The 19,032-nt window shown below is 40.0% G+C and carries 19 protein-coding genes and 1 tRNA gene; 12 read left to right on the forward strand and 8 right to left on the reverse strand.

Going from position 1 to position 19,032, the window contains the following annotated elements; all coding sequences use genetic code 11:
• The first annotated feature begins 6 nt into the window (after positions 1-6).
• The 7 genes from coaBC to rpe are packed head-to-tail and all read left to right on the forward strand — an operon-like array spanning position 7 to position 7,837.
• A complete protein-coding gene (gene coaBC / locus B1sIIB91_RS02885) occupies positions 7-1,206 on the forward strand; it encodes a bifunctional phosphopantothenoylcysteine decarboxylase/phosphopantothenate--cysteine ligase CoaBC (protein ID WP_095688128.1) in 1,200 nt (399 codons plus the stop codon).
• 4 nt (positions 1,207-1,210) lie between these two features.
• The gene (gene metK / locus B1sIIB91_RS02890) at positions 1,211-2,401 is read left to right on the forward strand and encodes a methionine adenosyltransferase (RefSeq protein WP_095688129.1); all 1,191 of its coding nucleotides are present in this window, start codon (positions 1,211-1,213) and stop codon (positions 2,399-2,401) included.
• Positions 2,402-2,404: 3 nt separating this feature from the next.
• Positions 2,405-4,312: a primosomal protein N' family DNA-binding protein gene (locus B1sIIB91_RS02895; protein ID WP_095688130.1), complete on the forward strand. Its 1,908-nt coding sequence runs from the start codon at positions 2,405-2,407 to the stop codon at positions 4,310-4,312.
• A 26-nt stretch (positions 4,313-4,338) separates the two neighbouring features.
• Positions 4,339-4,899, forward strand: coding sequence for a peptide deformylase (gene def / locus B1sIIB91_RS02900; protein WP_095688131.1), 561 nt, complete (start codon positions 4,339-4,341; stop codon positions 4,897-4,899).
• Positions 4,900-4,903: 4 nt separating this feature from the next.
• Positions 4,904-5,824: a methionyl-tRNA formyltransferase gene (gene fmt, locus B1sIIB91_RS02905; protein ID WP_095688132.1), complete on the forward strand. Its 921-nt coding sequence runs from the start codon at positions 4,904-4,906 to the stop codon at positions 5,822-5,824.
• Entirely contained in the window at positions 5,817-7,145 is a 1,329-nt protein-coding gene (locus tag B1sIIB91_RS02910) for an RsmB/NOP family class I SAM-dependent RNA methyltransferase (RefSeq protein ID WP_095688133.1), read from the forward strand. Before fmt ends, B1sIIB91_RS02910 begins: the two co-directional genes overlap by 8 nt.
• 8 nt (positions 7,146-7,153) lie before the next feature.
• Positions 7,154-7,837 (forward strand): ribulose-phosphate 3-epimerase, encoded by a 684-nt coding sequence (gene rpe / locus B1sIIB91_RS02915; RefSeq protein WP_095688134.1) that lies wholly within the window; start codon positions 7,154-7,156, stop codon positions 7,835-7,837.
• Here the strand turns inward: rpe and serB are convergent.
• Entirely contained in the window at positions 7,834-9,006 is a 1,173-nt protein-coding gene (gene serB, locus B1sIIB91_RS02920) for a phosphoserine phosphatase SerB (protein ID WP_095688135.1), read from the reverse strand. The two genes, rpe and serB, sit on opposite strands and share 4 nt — an antisense overlap.
• Positions 9,007-9,056: 50 nt before the next feature.
• Between serB and B1sIIB91_RS02925 the strand changes: the two genes are divergently transcribed.
• Both B1sIIB91_RS02925 and B1sIIB91_RS02930 read left to right on the forward strand, forming a co-directional pair.
• Positions 9,057-9,839, forward strand: a complete 783-nt coding sequence (locus B1sIIB91_RS02925) for an ABC transporter ATP-binding protein (RefSeq protein WP_095688136.1) — start codon at positions 9,057-9,059, stop codon at positions 9,837-9,839.
• Positions 9,829-10,461: a uracil-DNA glycosylase gene (locus B1sIIB91_RS02930; RefSeq protein WP_095688137.1), complete on the forward strand. Its 633-nt coding sequence runs from the start codon at positions 9,829-9,831 to the stop codon at positions 10,459-10,461. The genes B1sIIB91_RS02925 and B1sIIB91_RS02930 overlap by 11 nt, the downstream gene beginning before the upstream one ends.
• A 39-nt stretch (positions 10,462-10,500) precedes the next feature.
• On the opposite strand, the gene B1sIIB91_RS02935 is transcribed toward B1sIIB91_RS02930, so the two are convergent.
• Together B1sIIB91_RS02935 and yczE are read right to left on the reverse strand one after the other, a co-directional pair.
• Entirely contained in the window at positions 10,501-11,937 is a 1,437-nt protein-coding gene (locus tag B1sIIB91_RS02935; protein WP_095688138.1) for an NCS2 family permease, read from the reverse strand.
• A 92-nt stretch (positions 11,938-12,029) separates the two neighbouring features.
• A complete protein-coding gene (yczE, locus tag B1sIIB91_RS02940) occupies positions 12,030-12,737 on the reverse strand; it encodes a membrane protein YczE (RefSeq protein ID WP_223298620.1) in 708 nt (235 codons plus the stop codon).
• A 42-nt stretch (positions 12,738-12,779) separates the two neighbouring features.
• On the opposite strand from yczE, the gene B1sIIB91_RS02945 reads away from it, so the two are divergent.
• Positions 12,780-13,643 carry an undecaprenyl-diphosphate phosphatase gene (locus B1sIIB91_RS02945; RefSeq protein WP_095688139.1) on the forward strand — a complete coding sequence of 288 codons (864 nt, stop codon included), beginning with the start codon at positions 12,780-12,782 and terminating at the stop codon, positions 13,641-13,643.
• Positions 13,644-14,378, forward strand: coding sequence for a DUF554 domain-containing protein (locus B1sIIB91_RS02950; protein WP_095688140.1), 735 nt, complete (start codon positions 13,644-13,646; stop codon positions 14,376-14,378).
• On the opposite strand, the gene B1sIIB91_RS02955 is transcribed toward B1sIIB91_RS02950, so the two are convergent.
• The 4 genes from B1sIIB91_RS02955 to B1sIIB91_RS02970 form a co-directional block, all read right to left on the reverse strand.
• Positions 14,375-15,415, reverse strand: coding sequence for an NAD(P)-dependent alcohol dehydrogenase (locus B1sIIB91_RS02955; protein ID WP_095688141.1), 1,041 nt, complete (start codon positions 15,413-15,415; stop codon positions 14,375-14,377). The genes B1sIIB91_RS02950 and B1sIIB91_RS02955 overlap by 4 nt on opposite strands.
• A 6-nt stretch (positions 15,416-15,421) precedes the next feature.
• Entirely contained in the window at positions 15,422-16,060 is a 639-nt protein-coding gene (locus B1sIIB91_RS02960; RefSeq protein ID WP_095688142.1) for a thymidine kinase, read from the reverse strand.
• A 4-nt stretch (positions 16,061-16,064) separates the two neighbouring features.
• Positions 16,065-16,580, reverse strand: a complete 516-nt coding sequence (locus B1sIIB91_RS02965; protein ID WP_095688143.1) for an adenine phosphoribosyltransferase — start codon at positions 16,578-16,580, stop codon at positions 16,065-16,067.
• Positions 16,581-16,619: 39 nt separating this feature from the next.
• Positions 16,620-16,706, reverse strand: a tRNA-Leu gene (locus tag B1sIIB91_RS02970).
• A gap of 63 nt (positions 16,707-16,769) precedes the next feature.
• On the opposite strand from B1sIIB91_RS02970, the gene B1sIIB91_RS02975 reads away from it, so the two are divergent.
• Positions 16,770-18,089 carry a M20/M25/M40 family metallo-hydrolase gene (locus B1sIIB91_RS02975; protein ID WP_095688144.1) on the forward strand — a complete coding sequence of 440 codons (1,320 nt, stop codon included), beginning with the start codon at positions 16,770-16,772 and terminating at the stop codon, positions 18,087-18,089.
• Here B1sIIB91_RS02975 and B1sIIB91_RS02980 read toward each other — a convergent pair.
• The gene (locus B1sIIB91_RS02980; RefSeq protein ID WP_095688145.1) at positions 18,086-19,027 is read right to left on the reverse strand and encodes an aldo/keto reductase; all 942 of its coding nucleotides are present in this window, start codon (positions 19,025-19,027) and stop codon (positions 18,086-18,088) included. The two genes, B1sIIB91_RS02975 and B1sIIB91_RS02980, sit on opposite strands and share 4 nt — an antisense overlap.
• Between the last annotated feature and the right edge of the window lie 5 nt (positions 19,028-19,032).

The raw sequence follows: 19,032 nt of genomic DNA on the forward strand, positions 1-19,032 counted from the left end.
CCTGCCATGTTTCCCCGTGGTCGCAAACTACTACTTGGTGTAGCCGGAGGTATTTCGGCATACAAGTCATGTGACTTACTTCGACGTTTACAAGACGAAGGATTTATTGTTGATGTTGTTCCAACACAAGCGAGTTTAAATTTTGTTGGTAAAGCAACTTGGGAAGCACTTTCAGGTCGAAAAGTAATTACTGATCTTTGGAGTGAAGTAGAAAATGTCCCGCACATTTCTATGGCGAAAGAGAATAATATAATTGTAATCGCGCCAACTACCGCAGATTTATTAGCCAAATTAGCATCAGGCCGTGCTGATGATCTACTTACAAATATAGTTTTAGCCTCTACAGCTCCAAAAATATTGGTTCCAGCAATGCATCCTGAGATGTGGAGTAACGCTGCAACAATTCAAAATGTAAAAATATTGCAAGATCGAGGATTCACCGTAATAACCCCAGGTGAAGGAAGAATGACTGGATCTGATTTCGGGGTAGGTCGATACCCAGAAACATCTAACATAATTGCTGAAGTTAATAAGCATCTGCCACAACTAGCAGATCTACTTGGCAGGAAAATCCTGATTACAGCTGGTGGAACTCGAGAGCCAATTGATCCAATTAGATTTATAGGAAACCGTTCATCTGGTAAGCAAGGTTTTGCTTTAGCAGTGGCTGCAGCAAGTCGGGGAGCACAGGTACATCTAGTAACCGCTAATACTGATCTGCCAAATGTTGAAGGAATTACTACAACTTTAGTAGAAACTGCGGAGCAAATGTCGGCAGTACTAGAGTTAGAATTTCCACATTCTGATGCATTAATTATGAGTGCGGCAGTGGCAGATGCAAAGGTTGCAAGTTATTCTGAGGCTAAAATAAGAAAAGAATCTCTTGATCGAGTCGATCTTGCAAAGAACCCAGATATTTTAAAATTACTTTCAGCAAACAAGAAATTAAATCAGGTAATCATCGGCTTTGCTGCAGAGACCTCAGAAGATTTAGTAATGCTAGAAGAAAGTGGACGCACTAAGTTAGCTAGCAAATCTCTTGATCTAATTTATGTTAATAATGTATCAAATGGCGCAGTATTTGGCAGTGATTTTACTCAAGGCTTAATAATTGACCGTAGTATGAATGTGATCAAGGTTCCAGAAATATCAAAGGACACGCTCTCGGATATATTACTTGATCAATTAGTAAGCAAGTTAGGTTAAGTTCATGAAAAATCGCTTATTCACTTCTGAATCTGTAACCGAAGGCCACCCAGACAAGATTGCAGATCAGATATCTGATGCGATCCTTGATTCATTACTTAGCCAAGATGCTAAGAGTAGAGTCGCAGTTGAAACATTAATTACAACGGGGCAAGTACATGTTGCTGGTGAAGTCACAACAAATGGCTATGCAGATGTCATGAATATTGTTAGGGATACTGTTCTAGAAATTGGCTACAACTCATCTGATAAGGGCTTTGATGGGAATAGCTGTGGTGTTTCAATATCAATCGGGCAGCAATCCCAAGATATAGCCCAAGGTATAAATGACGCATTTGAAAGTCGGGTTTCATCATCTGTTGACCCATTAGATCTGCAAGGCGCCGGTGATCAAGGCCTTATGTTTGGTTATGCCTGTAATGAAACCCCAGAACTTATGCCGCTACCTATTTCTCTTGCTCATAAATTTGCTCAGCAATTAACTAAAGTTAGAAAAGATGGAACCTTGGAATACCTTAGACCTGACGGAAAGACTCAAGTAACGATTGAATACCAGGGTGATAAACCTGTTGCTTTAAATACAATTGTTATTTCTTCGCAGCATTCTCCAGATGTTGATCTTGAAAAGAAATTAGCACCTGAGGTAAAGAAATTTGTGATTAATCCAATTATTAAAGAGTTAAACATTGATACAAAAAATGTTACGGTGTTCATAAACCCAACTGGTCGGTTTGTAATTGGTGGGCCAATGGGAGATGCTGGTTTAACCGGTAGAAAGATTATTGTTGACACATACGGCGGTATGGCCCGTCATGGTGGAGGTGCATTTTCAGGCAAAGATCCATCAAAGGTTGATAGATCAGCAGCTTATGCGATGCGCTGGGTAGCAAAAAATGTTGTAGCTGCTGGACTTGCCGATCGCTGTGAGGTTCAAGTTGCTTATGCTATTGGTAAAGCAAAGCCTGTTGGTTTATTTATTGAAACTTTTGGTACAGAAAAATTTGATGTATTAAAGATTTCACAGGCAGTAAATGAAGTTTTTGATCTTCGCCCAGCTGCTGTAATTCGCGATTTAAACCTACTACGCCCAATTTATGCAAAAACCGCTGCTTATGGTCATTTTGGTAGAGAGCTGCCGGATTTTACTTGGGAAAAAACAGATCGAGCTTCTGCTCTTAAGGCACTAGTTAAATAAGCAGTGACTGCTCCACTAAAACTAAAGCAACAAAAATCTAATTCTGCCCATCGTGAGCAGGTTTTAATTTCAAAAAATCTTCCAGTAGCAAGTGTATTAGTTGAGACTCCTGTATCTCATTTAGAGGGAATTTATGACTATCTTATTCCGCAGCATCTTAATGAGAGCGCAACGGTTGGAAGTAAAGTATTAGTAGAGTTTGGAAGAGGTACTACCGAAGGTTTATTAGTAGGTAGAAAAGATAAAAGTGAACAAACTGTTCGTTTAAAACCAATTTTAGATTTAGCTTCACCTAGCGGATTAGTGAATTCTGATTTAATTAAACATATTGAACTTGCCCGCAATCGATTCGGGGGTAGTTTCTGGAGTATTTTAAAGTCTGCAATTCCTAGCCGAGTTGTTAAAGAAGAGAAGCTACTGACCGCGATTCTTGGAGAAAAAAAGATCATAAAATATGAATCCACTGCGCTAAGAGATCTGATTGGTAGAGCAGATTATGGCTTTTTAAATAGTATGGAGCGAATTAAATGGGGAATAAATTTCCCGATTACGGTTCACCCGGATCACTTTTTACTTGAGTTAATAAAGGTTAGATCCCAGGTAGGTCAAGTACTATTACTTGTTCCAGATGAGAAGGATCTTGATCGGTTATCCATACCATTAGCCAGATTCTTTGGAAGTGATTTGATAGAGATTGGCTCTCACCTAAATAAAAGCCTTAGGTATAGAAATTTTTTAGATGCTGCTTTTAACTCACCAAAAGTAATCCTTGCTACAAGAAGTGGGGCATTTACGCCATTATCACCTGGTGCCACAGTAATTGTGCTATCTGATTTAGATCAGTCACACTATGAATTACATGCACCAGGGTGGAACACTAGAGATATAACGCTACTACGAGATCATCAAACATCATTAATATTTATTTCATCATCTCATTCACTAGAGATTTCAAGGTTAATTGATATTGGGTGGCTTGAGAAAAAGAGCTATCGCCAGAAAAATAATCTTAAATTTACAACAAATGAGATGGGTAACTCATTCATTGCTGCGATAAAAAAAGGCGTTACAAGTGGTAGCGCTTTGATATCGGTTGCTGAAAAAGGTTATGCAAATCTTTTTCTTTGCTCAAAATGTCGAAATACAGCAAGTTGTGATTGTGGAGGTAAGTTACAGATCCAAGAATCAAGAAACGTACCTACGTGCTATCTCTGTCAAAAGAAGTACCCAGAATGGAAATGTACTTTTTGTTCAGGTAATCGGCCGTTTGTAATCGCTAAGGGTATTGATCGAACTGCCGAAGAGATTGGTAAAGCAATACCAAAGTTTCCAATTCTAATATCATCTGGAAGTAAGCAAATTAAAAAATTGCCAATGGGTAATTATATTGTAGTTGCAACACCAGGATCTGAGCCAAGTGAGCGATATAGTGCGGTTGCAATGCTAGATGGTGAAAAATTATTTAATCGTCCTTCATTGAGATCTGAAGAGTTAGCAAAATTTGCCTGGTTCACACTCCTTAATATGGCTTCACAAGATTCTGAAATATTTCTCTCACTTCCAAATCACCACCCAGTTGTTCAAGCAATGCTGAAAATGGACCCATCATCAGCTGCCTCATATGAACTAAATAGTCGTAAGCAAGCTAAGTTGCCACCTTATTACCGAGTTGCAGCTGTTTCCGGGGATAACGCAGAGATATCTAAATTTACTGAAAATTTGAAAAATAGTGCGAGCAAATATGAAATAACTGGACCAGTAAAAATTGATAGTTATCAAAGCAAAATTCTTATTAGGGTAGAGCTAGAGCAAGCGCAGATACTAGTTGATCTATTAGATGACATAACTAAGGTGCAAGGTGTTAAATCTAGGAAGATTTTCACGGTCCGGTTTGATCCGTTTGATCTTTAAGTCGATCACTGAAGTATCATAAGCACATGGCAATTCAACCAATTAGATTATTTGGCGACCCAGTATTGGTTACCCCAGCAAGTGAGGTAGTTAATTTTGATAAAGAACTACGTCAATTAGTCGCTGATTTAACTCAAACAATGCAGGCAGCGCCTGGAGCTGGGTTGGCTGCTCCACAAATTGGTGTACCACTTCGGGTATTTGTCTGGGATATAAATGATGAAATAGGTCATCTTATTAACCCCTCACTTGATCTAAGCGCGGAGATTCAAGATGGCGAAGAAGGATGTTTATCATTTCCAAATTTAGTTTACGATACACCTCGAGCATTTAAAGCAGTTGCAAAAGGTTTTAATATGCACGGCGATCCAGTTGTCATCGAAGGCACAGAGCTTTTGGCAAGATGCTTACAACATGAAACTGATCACTTAGATGGTGTTCTATTTATTGATCGAATGAACTCTGAGCAGCGAAAACTAGCAATGAAAGAAATAAGAGAGTCGGAATGGTTTGGTGTTGCCACTGAGGGTGGAAAATCACCAATAGTAAAAGTTTCCCCCCATACAACATTTGGTTTAGGTCTTTAATACTTTGAAATTATTAGTTGCTTCATCATCTCCGGTGGCCAAGCCGCTCATCACTGCATTAATTGCTAGTAATAAACATGAGTTTGGTGGATTAATAACTAATCCAGATAAAGCCACGGGTCGTGGCATGCAAATTGAGGCTAATGAGCTGGCACTTTGGGCATCTTCAGAAAAGATTTCTATAAGTAAACCAGAATCAAATAATGATTTAAAGTCTCTTCTTTTGTCAGCAAAGACCGATCTAGTAATAACAATTGCCTATGGAAAATTAATTCCCCAGGATCTTTTGCAACTACCAAAATATGGCTGGATAAATGTTCATTTTTCTAAGCTTCCAAAATGGCGAGGAGCAGCACCAGTTCAATGGGCAATTCTTTCAGGTGATAAAACTAGTGGAATAACAGTTTTCCAACTTGATAAGGGTATGGACACAGGTCCAACTTATTTAACTCATGAGATTGACATTAATCCAATGGAAAGATCTGATGAGTTGTTAGATCGGTTGAGTGTAATAGGTGCTGATCTTGCAATAAAAACAGTTGATCTAATTTCTCAAAATGTGCCACCTTCACCACAATCAGATACAGACGCGTCACTTGCACCAAAATTTAAAAAGAGCGATGGAAAACTTGATTGGAGTATGCAAATTGACCAAATTTTAAATCAATATAGAGCATTAGCCGCCAATCCAGGGGTCTGGACGATGCTTGGTGATTTACGGCTAAAGATTGATGGACTACGAATTTCCTATGGGATGGAAAAAATTGCACCATGTTCTGTTGCTATTGAAGGTGAAAAACTATTTATTGGAGCAGCAAATGGAGTTATTGAAATTGAAAAGTTAACTCCAGCAGGCCGTAATCAAATGAGTGCAGGGGAGTTTATTAGAGGACTTACAAATCGGGAAGGTTTATCAGTTGGGTAAGCCAAATCCAAGCCAATCTAGGTTAGTAGCTTATGAATTGGTTTATCAGGTAAATCGTGATGGGGCATATGCAAATATAAGATTGCCCGAATTACTTTCAAAATCTAAGATGGAGAAAGCTGATAAGGCATTTACTACCGAATTATCATATGGAACATTACGCATGCAGGGAAGACATGACTACATCGCAACAAAGTATATTGATAGGAAATTTTCTGAAGTCGATCCAAAGATTCAAGATTTGCTGCGGATTGGAATTCACCAAATTACCCAAATGCGAGTGGCAGATCATGCTGCTGTCTCTGAAACGGTTGAAGTTGCAAAACTAGTTGCAGGAGAATCAAAAGCATCTTACGTAAACGCAGTTTTAAGAAAAGTAACAGCATCTAGTAATGACTTAGTCGAATTATCTAATTTGCCTAACTTAGAGAGGCTTTCGATTTCGTATTCACATCCAGAATGGATCATTTCTTCATTCTATGATCAACTTAAGGATTGGGCAGAGGTTGAAAAACTATTAGCTGCTAATAATCTTCCAGCAGCTCCCGATATAGTTGCTTGGCCTGGCAAGTCATCAACTACTGAGTTAGTTCAACTAGGAGCTACCCAAATTCCTGGGTTTAGTAATGCCGCAAATTTAGATGGCATACCATCGGAGTTTGATCCAATAATTCAACGCAGAGCAGGTGTGCAAGATCGTGGATCACAAATTGTTGTTGAAAATTTTCTAACAACTGCAACTATTGGTCAATCTTGGCTAGATATGTGTGCTGGGCCTGGTGGCAAAGCTGCATATCTTTTTCACTCCCTTTCTCAGAAAGATACAACCGCAACATTTTTAGCTAATGAGCCAATTCCACATCGTGCAGAACTAGTTAAAAGGGTAGTTAATAATCAGCAAGTAGTTAGTTTTGATGCAACAGATCCAGATAACTTTTCTTCAACCTTTGATCGGATATTAGTTGATGCCCCATGCACAGGACTAGGTGCACTTCGTAGAAGACCTGAGGCCAGATGGCGGAAAAGCATAAATGATTTAAAAGAATTAGTTACCTTACAGCGAAATCTTTTAACTAGCGCATACAAATTACTAAATCCAAATGGGATAATCGCATATGTAACTTGCTCACCTCATATTGCTGAGACAAAAGGTCAGGTTCTTGATTTTCTAGCTCGCCACAAAGATATGAGCATTCTGCCGTTAAGCACTCTGGCTGATGCTCACAAACAAGGGGTGCTTAAAGATGGAACAATGCAACTTTGGACACACCAAGACCAATCTGATGGAATGTTTATGGTCTTATTCAAAAAGGTGGGTTAAATAGGAGCATGGGAAGTGATGGAAGAATCTTAATTAATCCAAGTATTCTTAACGCTAATTTTGATGATTTGGAAAATGAAATAAGTAAAGTATCCGCAGTCTCTGATGCTATTCATCTTGACATAATGGATAATAAATTTGTCCCAAACTTTACTTTTGACTTCAAGCGGGCGATAGAAATAATTGAGTTTTCAAAATTACCAATAGATGCTCATTTAATGATTGAAGACCCAGATACTATTGCACCTAAATACGCCCAATCGGGTTGTAAATCTGTTTCATTTCACTTTGAAGCCGCTAAAAACTGCCGCCAAACAATCGCAGATATCAAGTCAAATGGTGCAAAAGTAGGAATTGCAATTAAACCGGCTACGCCATTATCTGCAATTGAGGAATTTATAGATGAAATTGATATGTTGGTAGTTATGACTGTTGAACCAGGTTTTGGGGGCCAAACTTTTATGAGTGATCAGATGTTAAAAGTTTCACAAGCTAGATCAAAAATTAATTCAAGCAAGGGTGAGCCAGTGATACTGCAGGTAGATGGTGGTATATCCCTTTCAACTATTGCAGAAGCTGCTTTAGCTGGAGCTAACTGCTTTGTTGCTGGTAGTGCAGTTTATAAGGATGCAAATCCCGCACAAATAGTTACCAAACTACGTGAGTTAGCAAAAAATAGTTTTAATATTTAATCTGATAATCCCATTAGTAGCAGCACTGCAGAAAGATCTGATCCACTAATTGTGGTGGCCGCCGCCGCTGCAACCTTAGCCTTTGCATTAAATGCAATACCAAGACCAGCTGCTTGAATCATATCCAAATCATTTGCGCCATCTCCGATTGCGACAGTCTGAGACATCGGAATTCCCTCATTTTTTGCAAAAGTAATTAATGCATCTAATTTTGCAGACCTATCAATGATTACACCCTCAAGTTTTCCAGTTAGTTTTCCATCAATAATCTCTAATTTATTAGCTTTATAGAAGTCAATTTTTAACTCTTTTAGAATTGGTTCAATTACATCTATAAATCCACCCGATACAACTCCCACCTTATGGCCCTTTAAATGGAGTGTTTGAATTAATTTTTCAGCCCCTTGCGTCAAAGTGATTTCACTTCTAACCGCTGAAAGCATAGATTCATTTAGCCCGGTAAGTAATGAAACTCGCGCTTGCAGTGATTGGGTAAAATCCATTTCACCAGCCATCGCCTTTTCAGTAATCGCTGAAACTTCCTTAGCCATACCTGCTTTTGCAGCGAGTAAGTCAATTACTTCCTGCGCAATAAGTGTTGAATCCATGTCAAGCATCACTAATCTTTTAGCACTTCGCATACCACTACCTTGCTCCACAGCTAGATCTATCTTATGAGATATAGCAACTACAGCTAGTAACTTTTGAACTTCTTTAATTGATTTATCTGGACAATAAATATCAATTTCAATCGCTGTCAACGGATTAGTCGAGGTTCGCCTGATTGCAGTTATATTTGCATTAATCTTTGAAAGCTCAGCAGCGACTACAGCAACTGATTTTGGTTTCAGAGCATCAGAGATAATTACAACATGTAGGTTTGAAGATACCTCTGGATGATTTTGCTCAGGAGTGAAGTCAATTGCAATATCAAGTCCTACTTCTTTTTCAAGTAACTCTAAATCTGCGGCAACTGCTGCGGCATGAGATTCATTTAAGCCAATTAAAACTGTCAAAATAAGGCGGCCTCGAATTACTAGTTGCTCGATATCTAGAATTGAAATTGAAAACTCTGACAGCAAAGACATCAACTTTTCGGTAATTCCAGGTCTATCTTCGCCTGAGACTAGAATTAGCCCGGTAAAGGCTGAGGTATTTTTATTCGGCATTGGCTCAGATTAACCATATTTGGCGCAATCACGGGGTATCTTTCTTTCCTATGAGCGCAATATTGGAGTTATCAGATATCAGCGTGCGCAGAGGTGATCGCGTAATTCTCGGTCCTCTTAATTGGCAAGTGCTTGAAGGTGAGCGTTGGGTTATTTTGGGTCCAAATGGGGCGGGGAAAACAACTCTTCTACAAATTTGTTCATCCTTAATTCACCCGACCACTGGTGAGATAAATATTTTAGGGGAGAAACTGGGAAAGGTAGATGTTTTTGAATTGCGAACAAGAATTGGATTAACCTCTTCAGCATTAGTTGAGCAACTCCCACCGGATGAGTTAGTTATGGATGTGGTACTAACTGCAGCTTATGCAATGCTTGGAAGATGGCAAGAAAAATATGACTTATGGGATGAATCAAGAGCCATGGCACTGTTAACTGCGTTAGGCGTACGCGAGTTAGGTGAGCGCTTATTTGGTTCCCTAAGTGAAGGTGAGAAAAAGCGAGTACAAATTGCTAGAGCATTAATGGCAGACCCTGAGTTATTACTCCTTGATGAGCCAGCCTCATCATTAGATCTTGGAGGCAGGGAGGATCTGCTTAGAAGAATCGAATCACTTTCTAAAGATCCTTTAGCTCCGGCAACAGTTATTGTCACCCACCATATTGAAGAGATTCCTGTTGGAACTACGCATGCATTGTTACTGCGCGAAGGTGCTGTAGTAGCACAAGGGGAGGTGGCATCGGTAATAACTGATCAAAATCTAACTCAGGCTTATGGGCTGGCCATAACTGTTCAAAATGAAGGTGGTCGGTTCTTCGCTCGTGCTCGTTAACTTAGCAGCACTACTTCCTAAACCTTGGCATGACCTAATTGATTTAAAGCTTTTAAAAGATATCTCAAAAAAATTAACAGATGATTTTATTCCTTCTAAAGATAGTATTTTCAGATGTTTAGAGTTAGAACCTAGTGAGGTAAAAGTTGTAATACTTGGCCAGGATCCTTATCCAAACCCAACCCATGCAATGGGGTTAGCCTTTTCAGTAAATAGCTCAATTAAACCCCTACCAGCCTCATTAAATAATATTTTTAAAGAATTGGATTCTGACTTAGGTATTAAGAGAAGTAATGGCGATCTAAGTGAATGGGCTTCCCAGGGCGTGCTATTACTTAATCGATCCCTGACTGTAATTCCAAAACTCTCTGACTCACACTCTGATATTGGCTGGCATGAATTTACTGAAGTGGTTATAAGAGTAGTTGCAGCAAGGGGAGCGATTGGAGTTTTATGGGGAAAGCAAGCACAGGATCTAGGTAAATTATTTAACCAATTAGATCAGTTTTCTTCACCACACCCAAGCCCACTTTCAGCTTATCGAGGGTTTTTCGGTTCTAAGCCTTTTAGTAAAGTTAATAATAGATTGATAGAAAAAGGTTTAACTCCCATTAAATGGTAAAGGGGCGCACCATAAGATGCGCCCCTTTGTTTAATTAACTTATGCAGTCCAAATATTAATTGGTGATTGCAAGAAGTAAACCATAAATAGACCAGAAACGAGCCACATCAAAGGATGAATTTCCTTAGTGCGACCCTGGAATAGTCTAATTACAACATATGAAACAAATCCTGCTCCGATACCTACAGAAATATTGTAAGTAAATGGCATCAAGATAATGATTAAAAATGCCGGAATAGCGATTCCAAAATCATCCCAATCAATTCCCTTAATCTGAGTCATCATTAAGAAGCCAACGATGATTAGAGCAGGAGTTGCAGCCTCGTAAGGAATCACTGCAACTAGTGGAGCTAGGAATGTAGTGAGCAGGAATAGAACTCCGGTTACAACTGAAGCAAGACCAGTCTTGGCACCTTCGCCAACACCGGCAGCTGATTCAATGTATGAAGTATTAGATGAAACTGAACCAGCACCGCCAGCAGCAGCTGCGATTGAGTCAACTAGAAGGATGCGCTCAGCACCTTCTACATTTCCATCACGGTCTACTAAGCCAGCTTGCTTACCAATCGCAGTCATCGTTCCCATGGTGTCAAAGAAGTCCGCTAGTAATAATGTAAATACTAGAAGAAGTGCAGCGACTAGTGAGATTCGATCAAATCCACCTAAAATATTGAAATCACCAATGATGTCAAACTTAGGAGTAGCAGCAATCGCTTCAGGCATTGCAGGTACGTTTAAGTTCCAACCCTTTGGATTTACTGCTCCTGTTGCTCCGTTAAATAGTGGACCAATCTTGAAAGCAGATTCAACAGCTATTGCAAGAGCGGTTGAGGTAACAATTCCAATTAGAAGTGCACCTTTAACCTTCTTAACAGTAAGGCCGATCATTAAGAACAAACCAAATGCAAAGACAACAACTGGCCAACCTACAAGGTTTCCGTTATCGCCTAGAGTTACAGGTACTGGACCAGCTCCGGTTCTACGAACGAAACCAGCATCAACTAGTCCGATAAGGGCTATGAATAAGCCAATACCTACTGAGATAGCGATCTTTAATTGGCTTGGTACAGCTTTGAATACCGCAATACGGAATCCAGTTAGTACCAGAATTAAAATAATTATGCCTTCAAGGACTACAAGTCCCATGGCATCTGCCCAACTCATTTTGGATGCAATACCAACTGCAACAAAGGTATTTAAACCTAAGCCGGTTGCTATGGCTAATGGAAAGTTAGCGACTACGCCCATCAGGATGGTCATAACGCCAGCAATAAGAGCGGTAGCAGCTGCAACTAATGCAAGATTAGGAGCATCGCCTCCGCCTATGTATTTACCATCAGCATCTTTCGCAAGACCGATGATGAGTGGATTTAGCGCAACTATGTATGCCATTGTGAAAAATGTGACGACTCCGCCACGAATTTCCCGACCTACGGTTGAGCCACGCTGACTGATTTTAAAGAAGCTATCAAGCATGGAATTTACCCTTCTGTTTTTTTAACATGGTGTTTTCGACATGTTGTCAGATTCGGTCCGACAAGCCGAGGGGGATAAGAGAAATCTATTGGCTACTTGACGGTAAGACGGTCTACGACACCTAAAGAAATGGCTACTGATTGCCCGATTAGGAGCGCAAATAGGGCGGTTCCGATTCCAACTGTGCCTCCTAGGAGGGCTCCAATGATTAGCGCAATTAATTCAATGCCTAGCCTTACCCTGCCAACTCGTATCCCGGTCCTATAGTGCAAACCGGTCATAAGGCCATCTCGTGGGCCAGTGCCTAATCCGCAGGTAATGTATAAAGCAGATCCAACTCCAACAAGTGCAATTCCAAAAAATATGTAAAAATATTTCAAAGCTAAATTATTAACCTCTGGTATAAAAGCTAATCCGATTTCAATCGCTGCTGCAATCACAATAATGTTTGCCAAGGTGCCTAATCCTGGTTTTTGTCTAAGTGGAATCCAAAGCGCTAGTACAGTTAGAGAGATAAAGAAAGTCGCTTCTCCAATACTAAGTGGGGTATTTAAAGATATACCTTGAGCTAGTACTGACCAGGGTGCATTACCAAGTCCGGTGATTATAAGAAGTGAATCACCTATTCCAAATATGAATAGTCCAAAAATTAGAATAAAAATTCTTTGAATATGCTTACTTCCGCTACCAATTGACCAAGTTGAATCCGCACGCCAGGGAGTAATTGGAATTGTGCGTGAAGGTCGTAGCATCTGTACAAACTTATTTGCAGGTTTTTCGCTATCTGATGCCTTATTCACTGATAAACTCTATCAAAACAAACAGCTAAAGACGGGTTCATTTTGGATTTTACATACGGTCAAGCAATCATAATTGGCTTTATTCAGGGAATAACTGAACTTTTTCCTATTTCAAGTCTTGGGCACGCAATATTAATTCCAGCCTGGATAGGCGGTTCATTTCGAGAATTTATAAGTGAAGAAAATCAATCATATTTATTAATCACTATCGCTATGCATTTAGCAAGTTCTGTTGCATTATTTCTAGTATTCCGTAAACGTTGGATTGGGCTGATAAGCGGAAGTTTTAAAGCAGTTGCTACAAGAAACTATCAAAGCACTCCATTTAGAGTTCTTAGCTATATTGTTATCGCCACAATTCCGGTTGGAGTTTTAGGATTAGTTTTCGCAGATTATTTTCAAAGTATTTTTGGCAATCCCGCATACTCTGCGTTATTTCTAACTCTAAATGGCCTTCTACTTATTGGCGCAGAAAGATTATCCAGATCCAATGTAGCTCATGAGTTTCATGACTCTGATGCTGAAATTGATCACCGTGTAAATGCCAAAACAGCACTAGCAATTGGCTTTGGCCAAAGCCTGGCGCTCTTTGCCGGTATTAGTCGATTTGGCGTAACAATGAGTGCTGGATTAATAAGAAAACTCAGTCACTCAGTTGCCTCAGATTTTGCATTTTTGCTTTCATTACCTGTCATCATCGGAGCATCGATTATTAAACTACCTGAGCTATTTACAACCGATGCCAAGGATTTGCTCGGTCAAATTTTAGTCGGTTCAATTATTTCATTCATCGCTACTTATTTCAGTGTCACGTTTTTGGTCCGTTGGTTTAAAACTAAAACGCTGTACCCATTTGCTTTTTACTGTTTATTTGCTGGAATTATTTCTTTTATAAGGTTTGCCTAGATGTTTGCCGGAGCTGGGACAGTCTTAAATATCTTAACAATTGTTATTGGTGGCGCCCTTGGTGTATTTATTGGTGCAAAGATTAGTGAAAAATTAAGAAACTTAGTTACTGATGTATTAGGTTGTGTAACAATTATATCGGCTGCTGATGCACTCTCAGCTTATTGGGATGTTGAACTTCAAGAATCTATGCCAAAGGGATGGGTAATTTTGGTCGTAATTTTTTCCTTATTAGTTGGAGCATTAATCGGATCTGCTCTTGCTATTGAGGATAGGCTTGAATTTTTAGGCAATAAATTAAAGAGTAGGTTTAGTAAAAATGGTAGTTCATACTTTGTTGAAGGTTTTGTATCTGCTTCTTTAATTTTTGCAATTGGTCCACTGGCAATTTTAGGAAGTATTTCAGATGGGATGGGGACTGGTATTGATCAATTAGTTCTGAAGAGCACCCTTGATGGTTTTGCCGCATTAGCATTCGCCGCATCCCTTGGGTGGGGAGTTGCTCTTTCAGCGCTTCCAGTCGGTATTTACCAATTTGCATGGACAGCAGTTGGGTTATTTCTTGGCGCAATTTTAACTAATTACCAAGTAGCAGCAATGACAGCTGTTGGCGGAATTTTATTGATTGGAATCTCTCTAAGATTACTTAGAATTAAACAAATAGCGGTAGGAAATTTATTACCCGCTCTAGCTTTGGCTCCTTTATTTGCCCTAGCAGCTCATCAATTTGTTTAAAAGGTTTTAGCGTCGATTACAAATCGATATTTAACATCGCTCGCTACGGTTCGATCGTAGGCGGTATTTATATAGTCGGACTTAATTACCTCAACATCGCTAACAATATTATGCTCACCGCAGAAATTTAGCATTTGCTGCAGTTCAGCCATACCACCAATCATTGAACCAGCTAGTGATCTTCTTTGGCCCAGTAATGTGCCAGCATTAATTGCATAAGGCTTTCCAGGAAGTCCGATTACTACCAAGGTTCCATCTAGTTTAAGCATTTGTAAATATGGCTCTAGGTCAAGATCTGCTGAAACTGTATTAAGAATTAAATCAAAACTTTGCTTTAATTTATCAAGCTCTTTTATATCTTTAGTAACAATAAAATGATCGGCTCCCATTGCTTTTGCATCTGCTTCTTTTTCAGGAGAGTGGGAGAAAACCGTTGTCTGTGCTCCTAAGGCATGAGCAAACTTAACTCCCATATGTCCTAAACCACCAAGACCCATAATTCCAACTTTTTTACCAGGTCCTGCATTCCAATTTTTTAGTGGGGAGTAGAGAGTAACTCCGGCACACATAAGGGGTGCAACACCAGATAATTCTAAGTTTGATGGGACATGGACCGCGTAATCCTCATCAATTACAAACTTATCTGAATAACCACCAAATGCAATAGTTTTTCCATCTCGCTCTAAAGCGTTATAGGTACCAGTCATGCCTTCAACACAATATTGCTCAAGCCCTGCGCCACAGCTTGCACAATTTTTACAAGAGTCGATAAAAACTCCTACCCCGATTAATTCTCCAACTTTAAATTTACTAACCTGTGAACCAATCTCGATTACTTTCCCAACGATCTCATGTCCTGGCACCATTGGAAATATTGCAGGACCCCATTCCTCGCGTGCTTGATGGATATCAGAGTGACAAATACCTGAATAGTAAATATCTAAAGCGACATCTCGCGGACGAAGTGAGCGTCTCTCAAATTCAAAATCTGCTAGTGGTGCTTTTGCTGAAGTTACCGCATATCCTCGAGTTTTCATGTTCTCCTAGTTGTTAAATGGAAGTGATTGTTCACTTGCCGGGTTAGAAACCTTTGAAGTTACATTTCTCATATGATGCCTTCGACAGAGTACTTCATAGGCAACAGTTGAAGCAGTACTTACATCACCAACTACAACCTGTTCACCTTCAGTCACCATCTTGCCATTTATGGTTCGAGCGTTGTGTGTAGCTCGTTCACCACACCAACATAGTGCTTCAACCTGCAGTGTTTGAACTCGATCAGCTAACTCAACTAAGCGAGCACTACCTGGAAATAGTTTAGTTCTAAAGTCAGAGAGGATTCCAAATGCGTATACATCGATTCCAAGTCCGTCTACAATTTTTGCTAACTGCTCTATTTGCTCTGGTGAATAAAATTGTGCTTCATCGCAGATGATAAAACTTATCTTTCCACCAATGGATAATCTTTCAACAATTAGCTTATGCAAATTTAAATCCGCATCAACTTCAAGTGCATCTATTTGTAGACCTAATCTTGAAGAAATTAAACCCTTACCTGCACGGTCTTTACTAGTGAAAATAACACCTTCACGTCCACGTGAGCGATGATTATGGGCAGTCTGTAAAGCAAGGGTGGATTTACCACTATCCATAGTTCCGCAGTAATAGATTAGTTCGGCCATGTGCTCATTCTGCCAAGATAGTTTGAATTTGTAGACTAGGACGTGCGGCTTGAATTCGTGATCTTCCACCTAATTGGCTTATCTCAAGTAGAAATACGAGGCAGGTCGGGATTAGCGAGGCTTTTTCAATTAATTCAACCGAAGCTAGCGCCGTGCCCCCAGTTGCAAGAACATCGTCCACGATTAAAACTTTTTTGCCCGCAGGCACTAGGTTTGAATGAATTTCTAAAGTCGCTTGCCCATACTCGAGTTCATAACTTTGGGAGATAACCTGACCTGGTAATTTTCCACTTTTCCTTATTGGAATGAAACCTTTACCACTAAGGACTGCAACTGCTGAAGCTAAAATAAAACCACGCGCTTCAATTCCTGCGATGTAGTCAACATCTTTTGCATATGAAGCAATTTTTTCACAACAATCATTTAGGGCCTTAGCATCTGCAAGTAATGGGGTTATATCTTTAAAAATAATTCCTGGCTTTGGAAAGTCGGCAATTACTCTTATTAGATCACTAGTCATCTCACCCACTCGCGCATCATATTCAGGAAAGGAAGATTTTGGTGTCCGGGAGGGGAGTTGAACCCCTAAGCCCTTACGGGCACTAACACCTCAAGCTAGCGCGTCTGCCAATTCCGCCACCCGGACCTATTTGTATTTTAACGCAATCTGAATTGAAGGGAAATTGAAGTTTTGTAGCACAATATCCCTATGAAATTAACTGCGCAGCAAATCATTGAGCTAGAAAATGAGACGATTTTGTTTTGCCAAGAAATGATTCAAATTCCGAGTGTGAATCATGGTGAGGGTCGTGGAGATGAGAAAGCGATAGCTGCGTATGTTGCCGGAAAACTTAAAGAAGTCGGTATTGAATGTGAATTAATTGAGACAGCACCAAACCGGGTAAATGTAGTTGCCAAAATACTAGGAAGTGACACCTCTCGTCCTGGATTGGTTTTGCATGGTCATCTTGATGTAGTGCCAGCTAATGCTTCTGACTGGTCGCTTGATCCATTTAGTGGTGAAATTAAAGACGGATTTATTTGGGGTCGTGGCGCAGTTGATATGAAAGATATGGATGCCATGATTTTAGCCACCGTAAGAATGTGGAAGCGGATTGGATATAAACCACCTAGAAATATTTTATTAGCATTTTTTGCTGATGAAGAGGCCTCGGGAACTTACGGATCTAGATGGTTAGTGAAAAATCGTCCAGAGCTATTTGCTGGTTGCAGTGAGGCAGTTTCTGAAGTTGGTGGTTTTTCAGTAACAATTACTGGTGGACACAGGCTCTACCTAGTTGAAGCTGCTCAAAAGGGTATTGCCTGGGTTAAGTTAAGTGCTAAAGGAACTGCTGGACATGGTTCATTTATCAATCGCGATAACGCAGTAACTAAGGTTTCTGATGCGGTTTCTAGGATTGGCAATTACCAATGGCCACAACTTCTTACTAAAACTACATCTCAATTCTTTAAAAAAATTGCTGAACTAACGGGTGATAAATTTGATCCAAAAAATGTGCAACCACTTCTTAACCACTTAGGAAATGCAGTTAAAATGCTTGGCGCAACGATTTCAAATACTGCAAATCCAACAATGTTAGAGGCTGGGTATAAGGCAAATGTGATTCCCCAAAATGCTAGTGCTGTAATTGATGGCAGATTTTTGCCTGGGTATGAAAATGATCTTCACGAAACAATAAAGAAGCTTGCTGGCGATGAGATTGAGGTTGAGATTCTCACCCGTGATATCGCACTTGAAGCTGAATTTGCTGGACCGTTGGTTGAAGCGATGTGCAAGGCGATTAATGTTGAAGATTCAGCAGGAATCCCAGTTCCTTATTTAATGAGTGGTGGAACTGATAACAAAGCATTGCATGATCTTGGAATAGTTGGGTATGGGTTTTCACCTCTAAGACTTCCTGAGGATCTTGATTTTTTTGCGCTATTCCACGGAGTCGATGAAAGGGTGCCGATTGACGGACTTAAATTTGGAGTCAGAGTTTTGTATGAGTTTTTGGAAAATATTTAATTAGCTGATACTTCATTTAGAGCCAGCCTAACCTGATCTGGCAGAGTAATTTGTTCCACAGTTAATATGCCACGAAGTTGAGCGCCAGTTCGAGCTCCGATTAAAGCGCTAGTAACACCGGGTGCATCTCGAACCCAGGACAGGGCGACCTCAAGTGGTGAATAGCCAAGACCATCTGCTGCAATGCAAACCGCTTCTACTATTTTTTTTGCTCGTGGTGTTAAGTATGGCTCAACAAAATTAGCAAAATGTGGTGAGGCTCCTCTGGAATCAGAGGGCACGCCATCACGATATTTGCCAGTTAGTACGCCGCGTCCAAGTGGGGACCAAGCAATAAATCCTAAATTTAGTGCTGAAGTCGCAGGAATTACTTCCTCTTCAGATTTTCGATTTAAAAGTGAGTATTCATTTTGTGCACAAGTGATAGCAGCCTTACCAAATATTGGATTCTGAAGTGTGGCAGATCTAGCTAATTGCCAACCATTAAAATTACAAACACTGACGTATCTAGCTTTTCCAGAGGTGGTTGCATAATCTAATGCTGAGAGTGTTTCCTCAAGTGGAGTATTTTTATCCCATGTGTGCACTTGCCATAAATCAACATAATCAACATTTAATCTACTCAGAGATCGATCCAAATCTGAAATCATCTCATTTCGTGAGTTATTTATCTGCCTAACCCCTTCTTTGAAAGAGATCCCAGCTTTTGTAGCAAGAAAAAGATCATCACGTTTTACAAGTGTCCCAATAAATCCACCGAGCACTCTCTCAGCATCTCCGTCACCGTAGACAGCAGCGGTATCAACTAAATTTCCACCGGCTTCAACAAATTCTTGTAACTGTTGCGCGGCTTCATTCTCATCGGTATCTCGGCCCCAAGTCATTGTGCCCAGGCCAAGTCGTGAGATCGATACTCCGCCTAATTTACGCCGTTCCATGGTTG

The organism is Candidatus Nanopelagicus abundans (assembly GCF_002288305.1).
GTDB classification, from domain to species: domain Bacteria; phylum Actinomycetota; class Actinomycetes; order Nanopelagicales; family Nanopelagicaceae; genus Nanopelagicus; species Nanopelagicus abundans.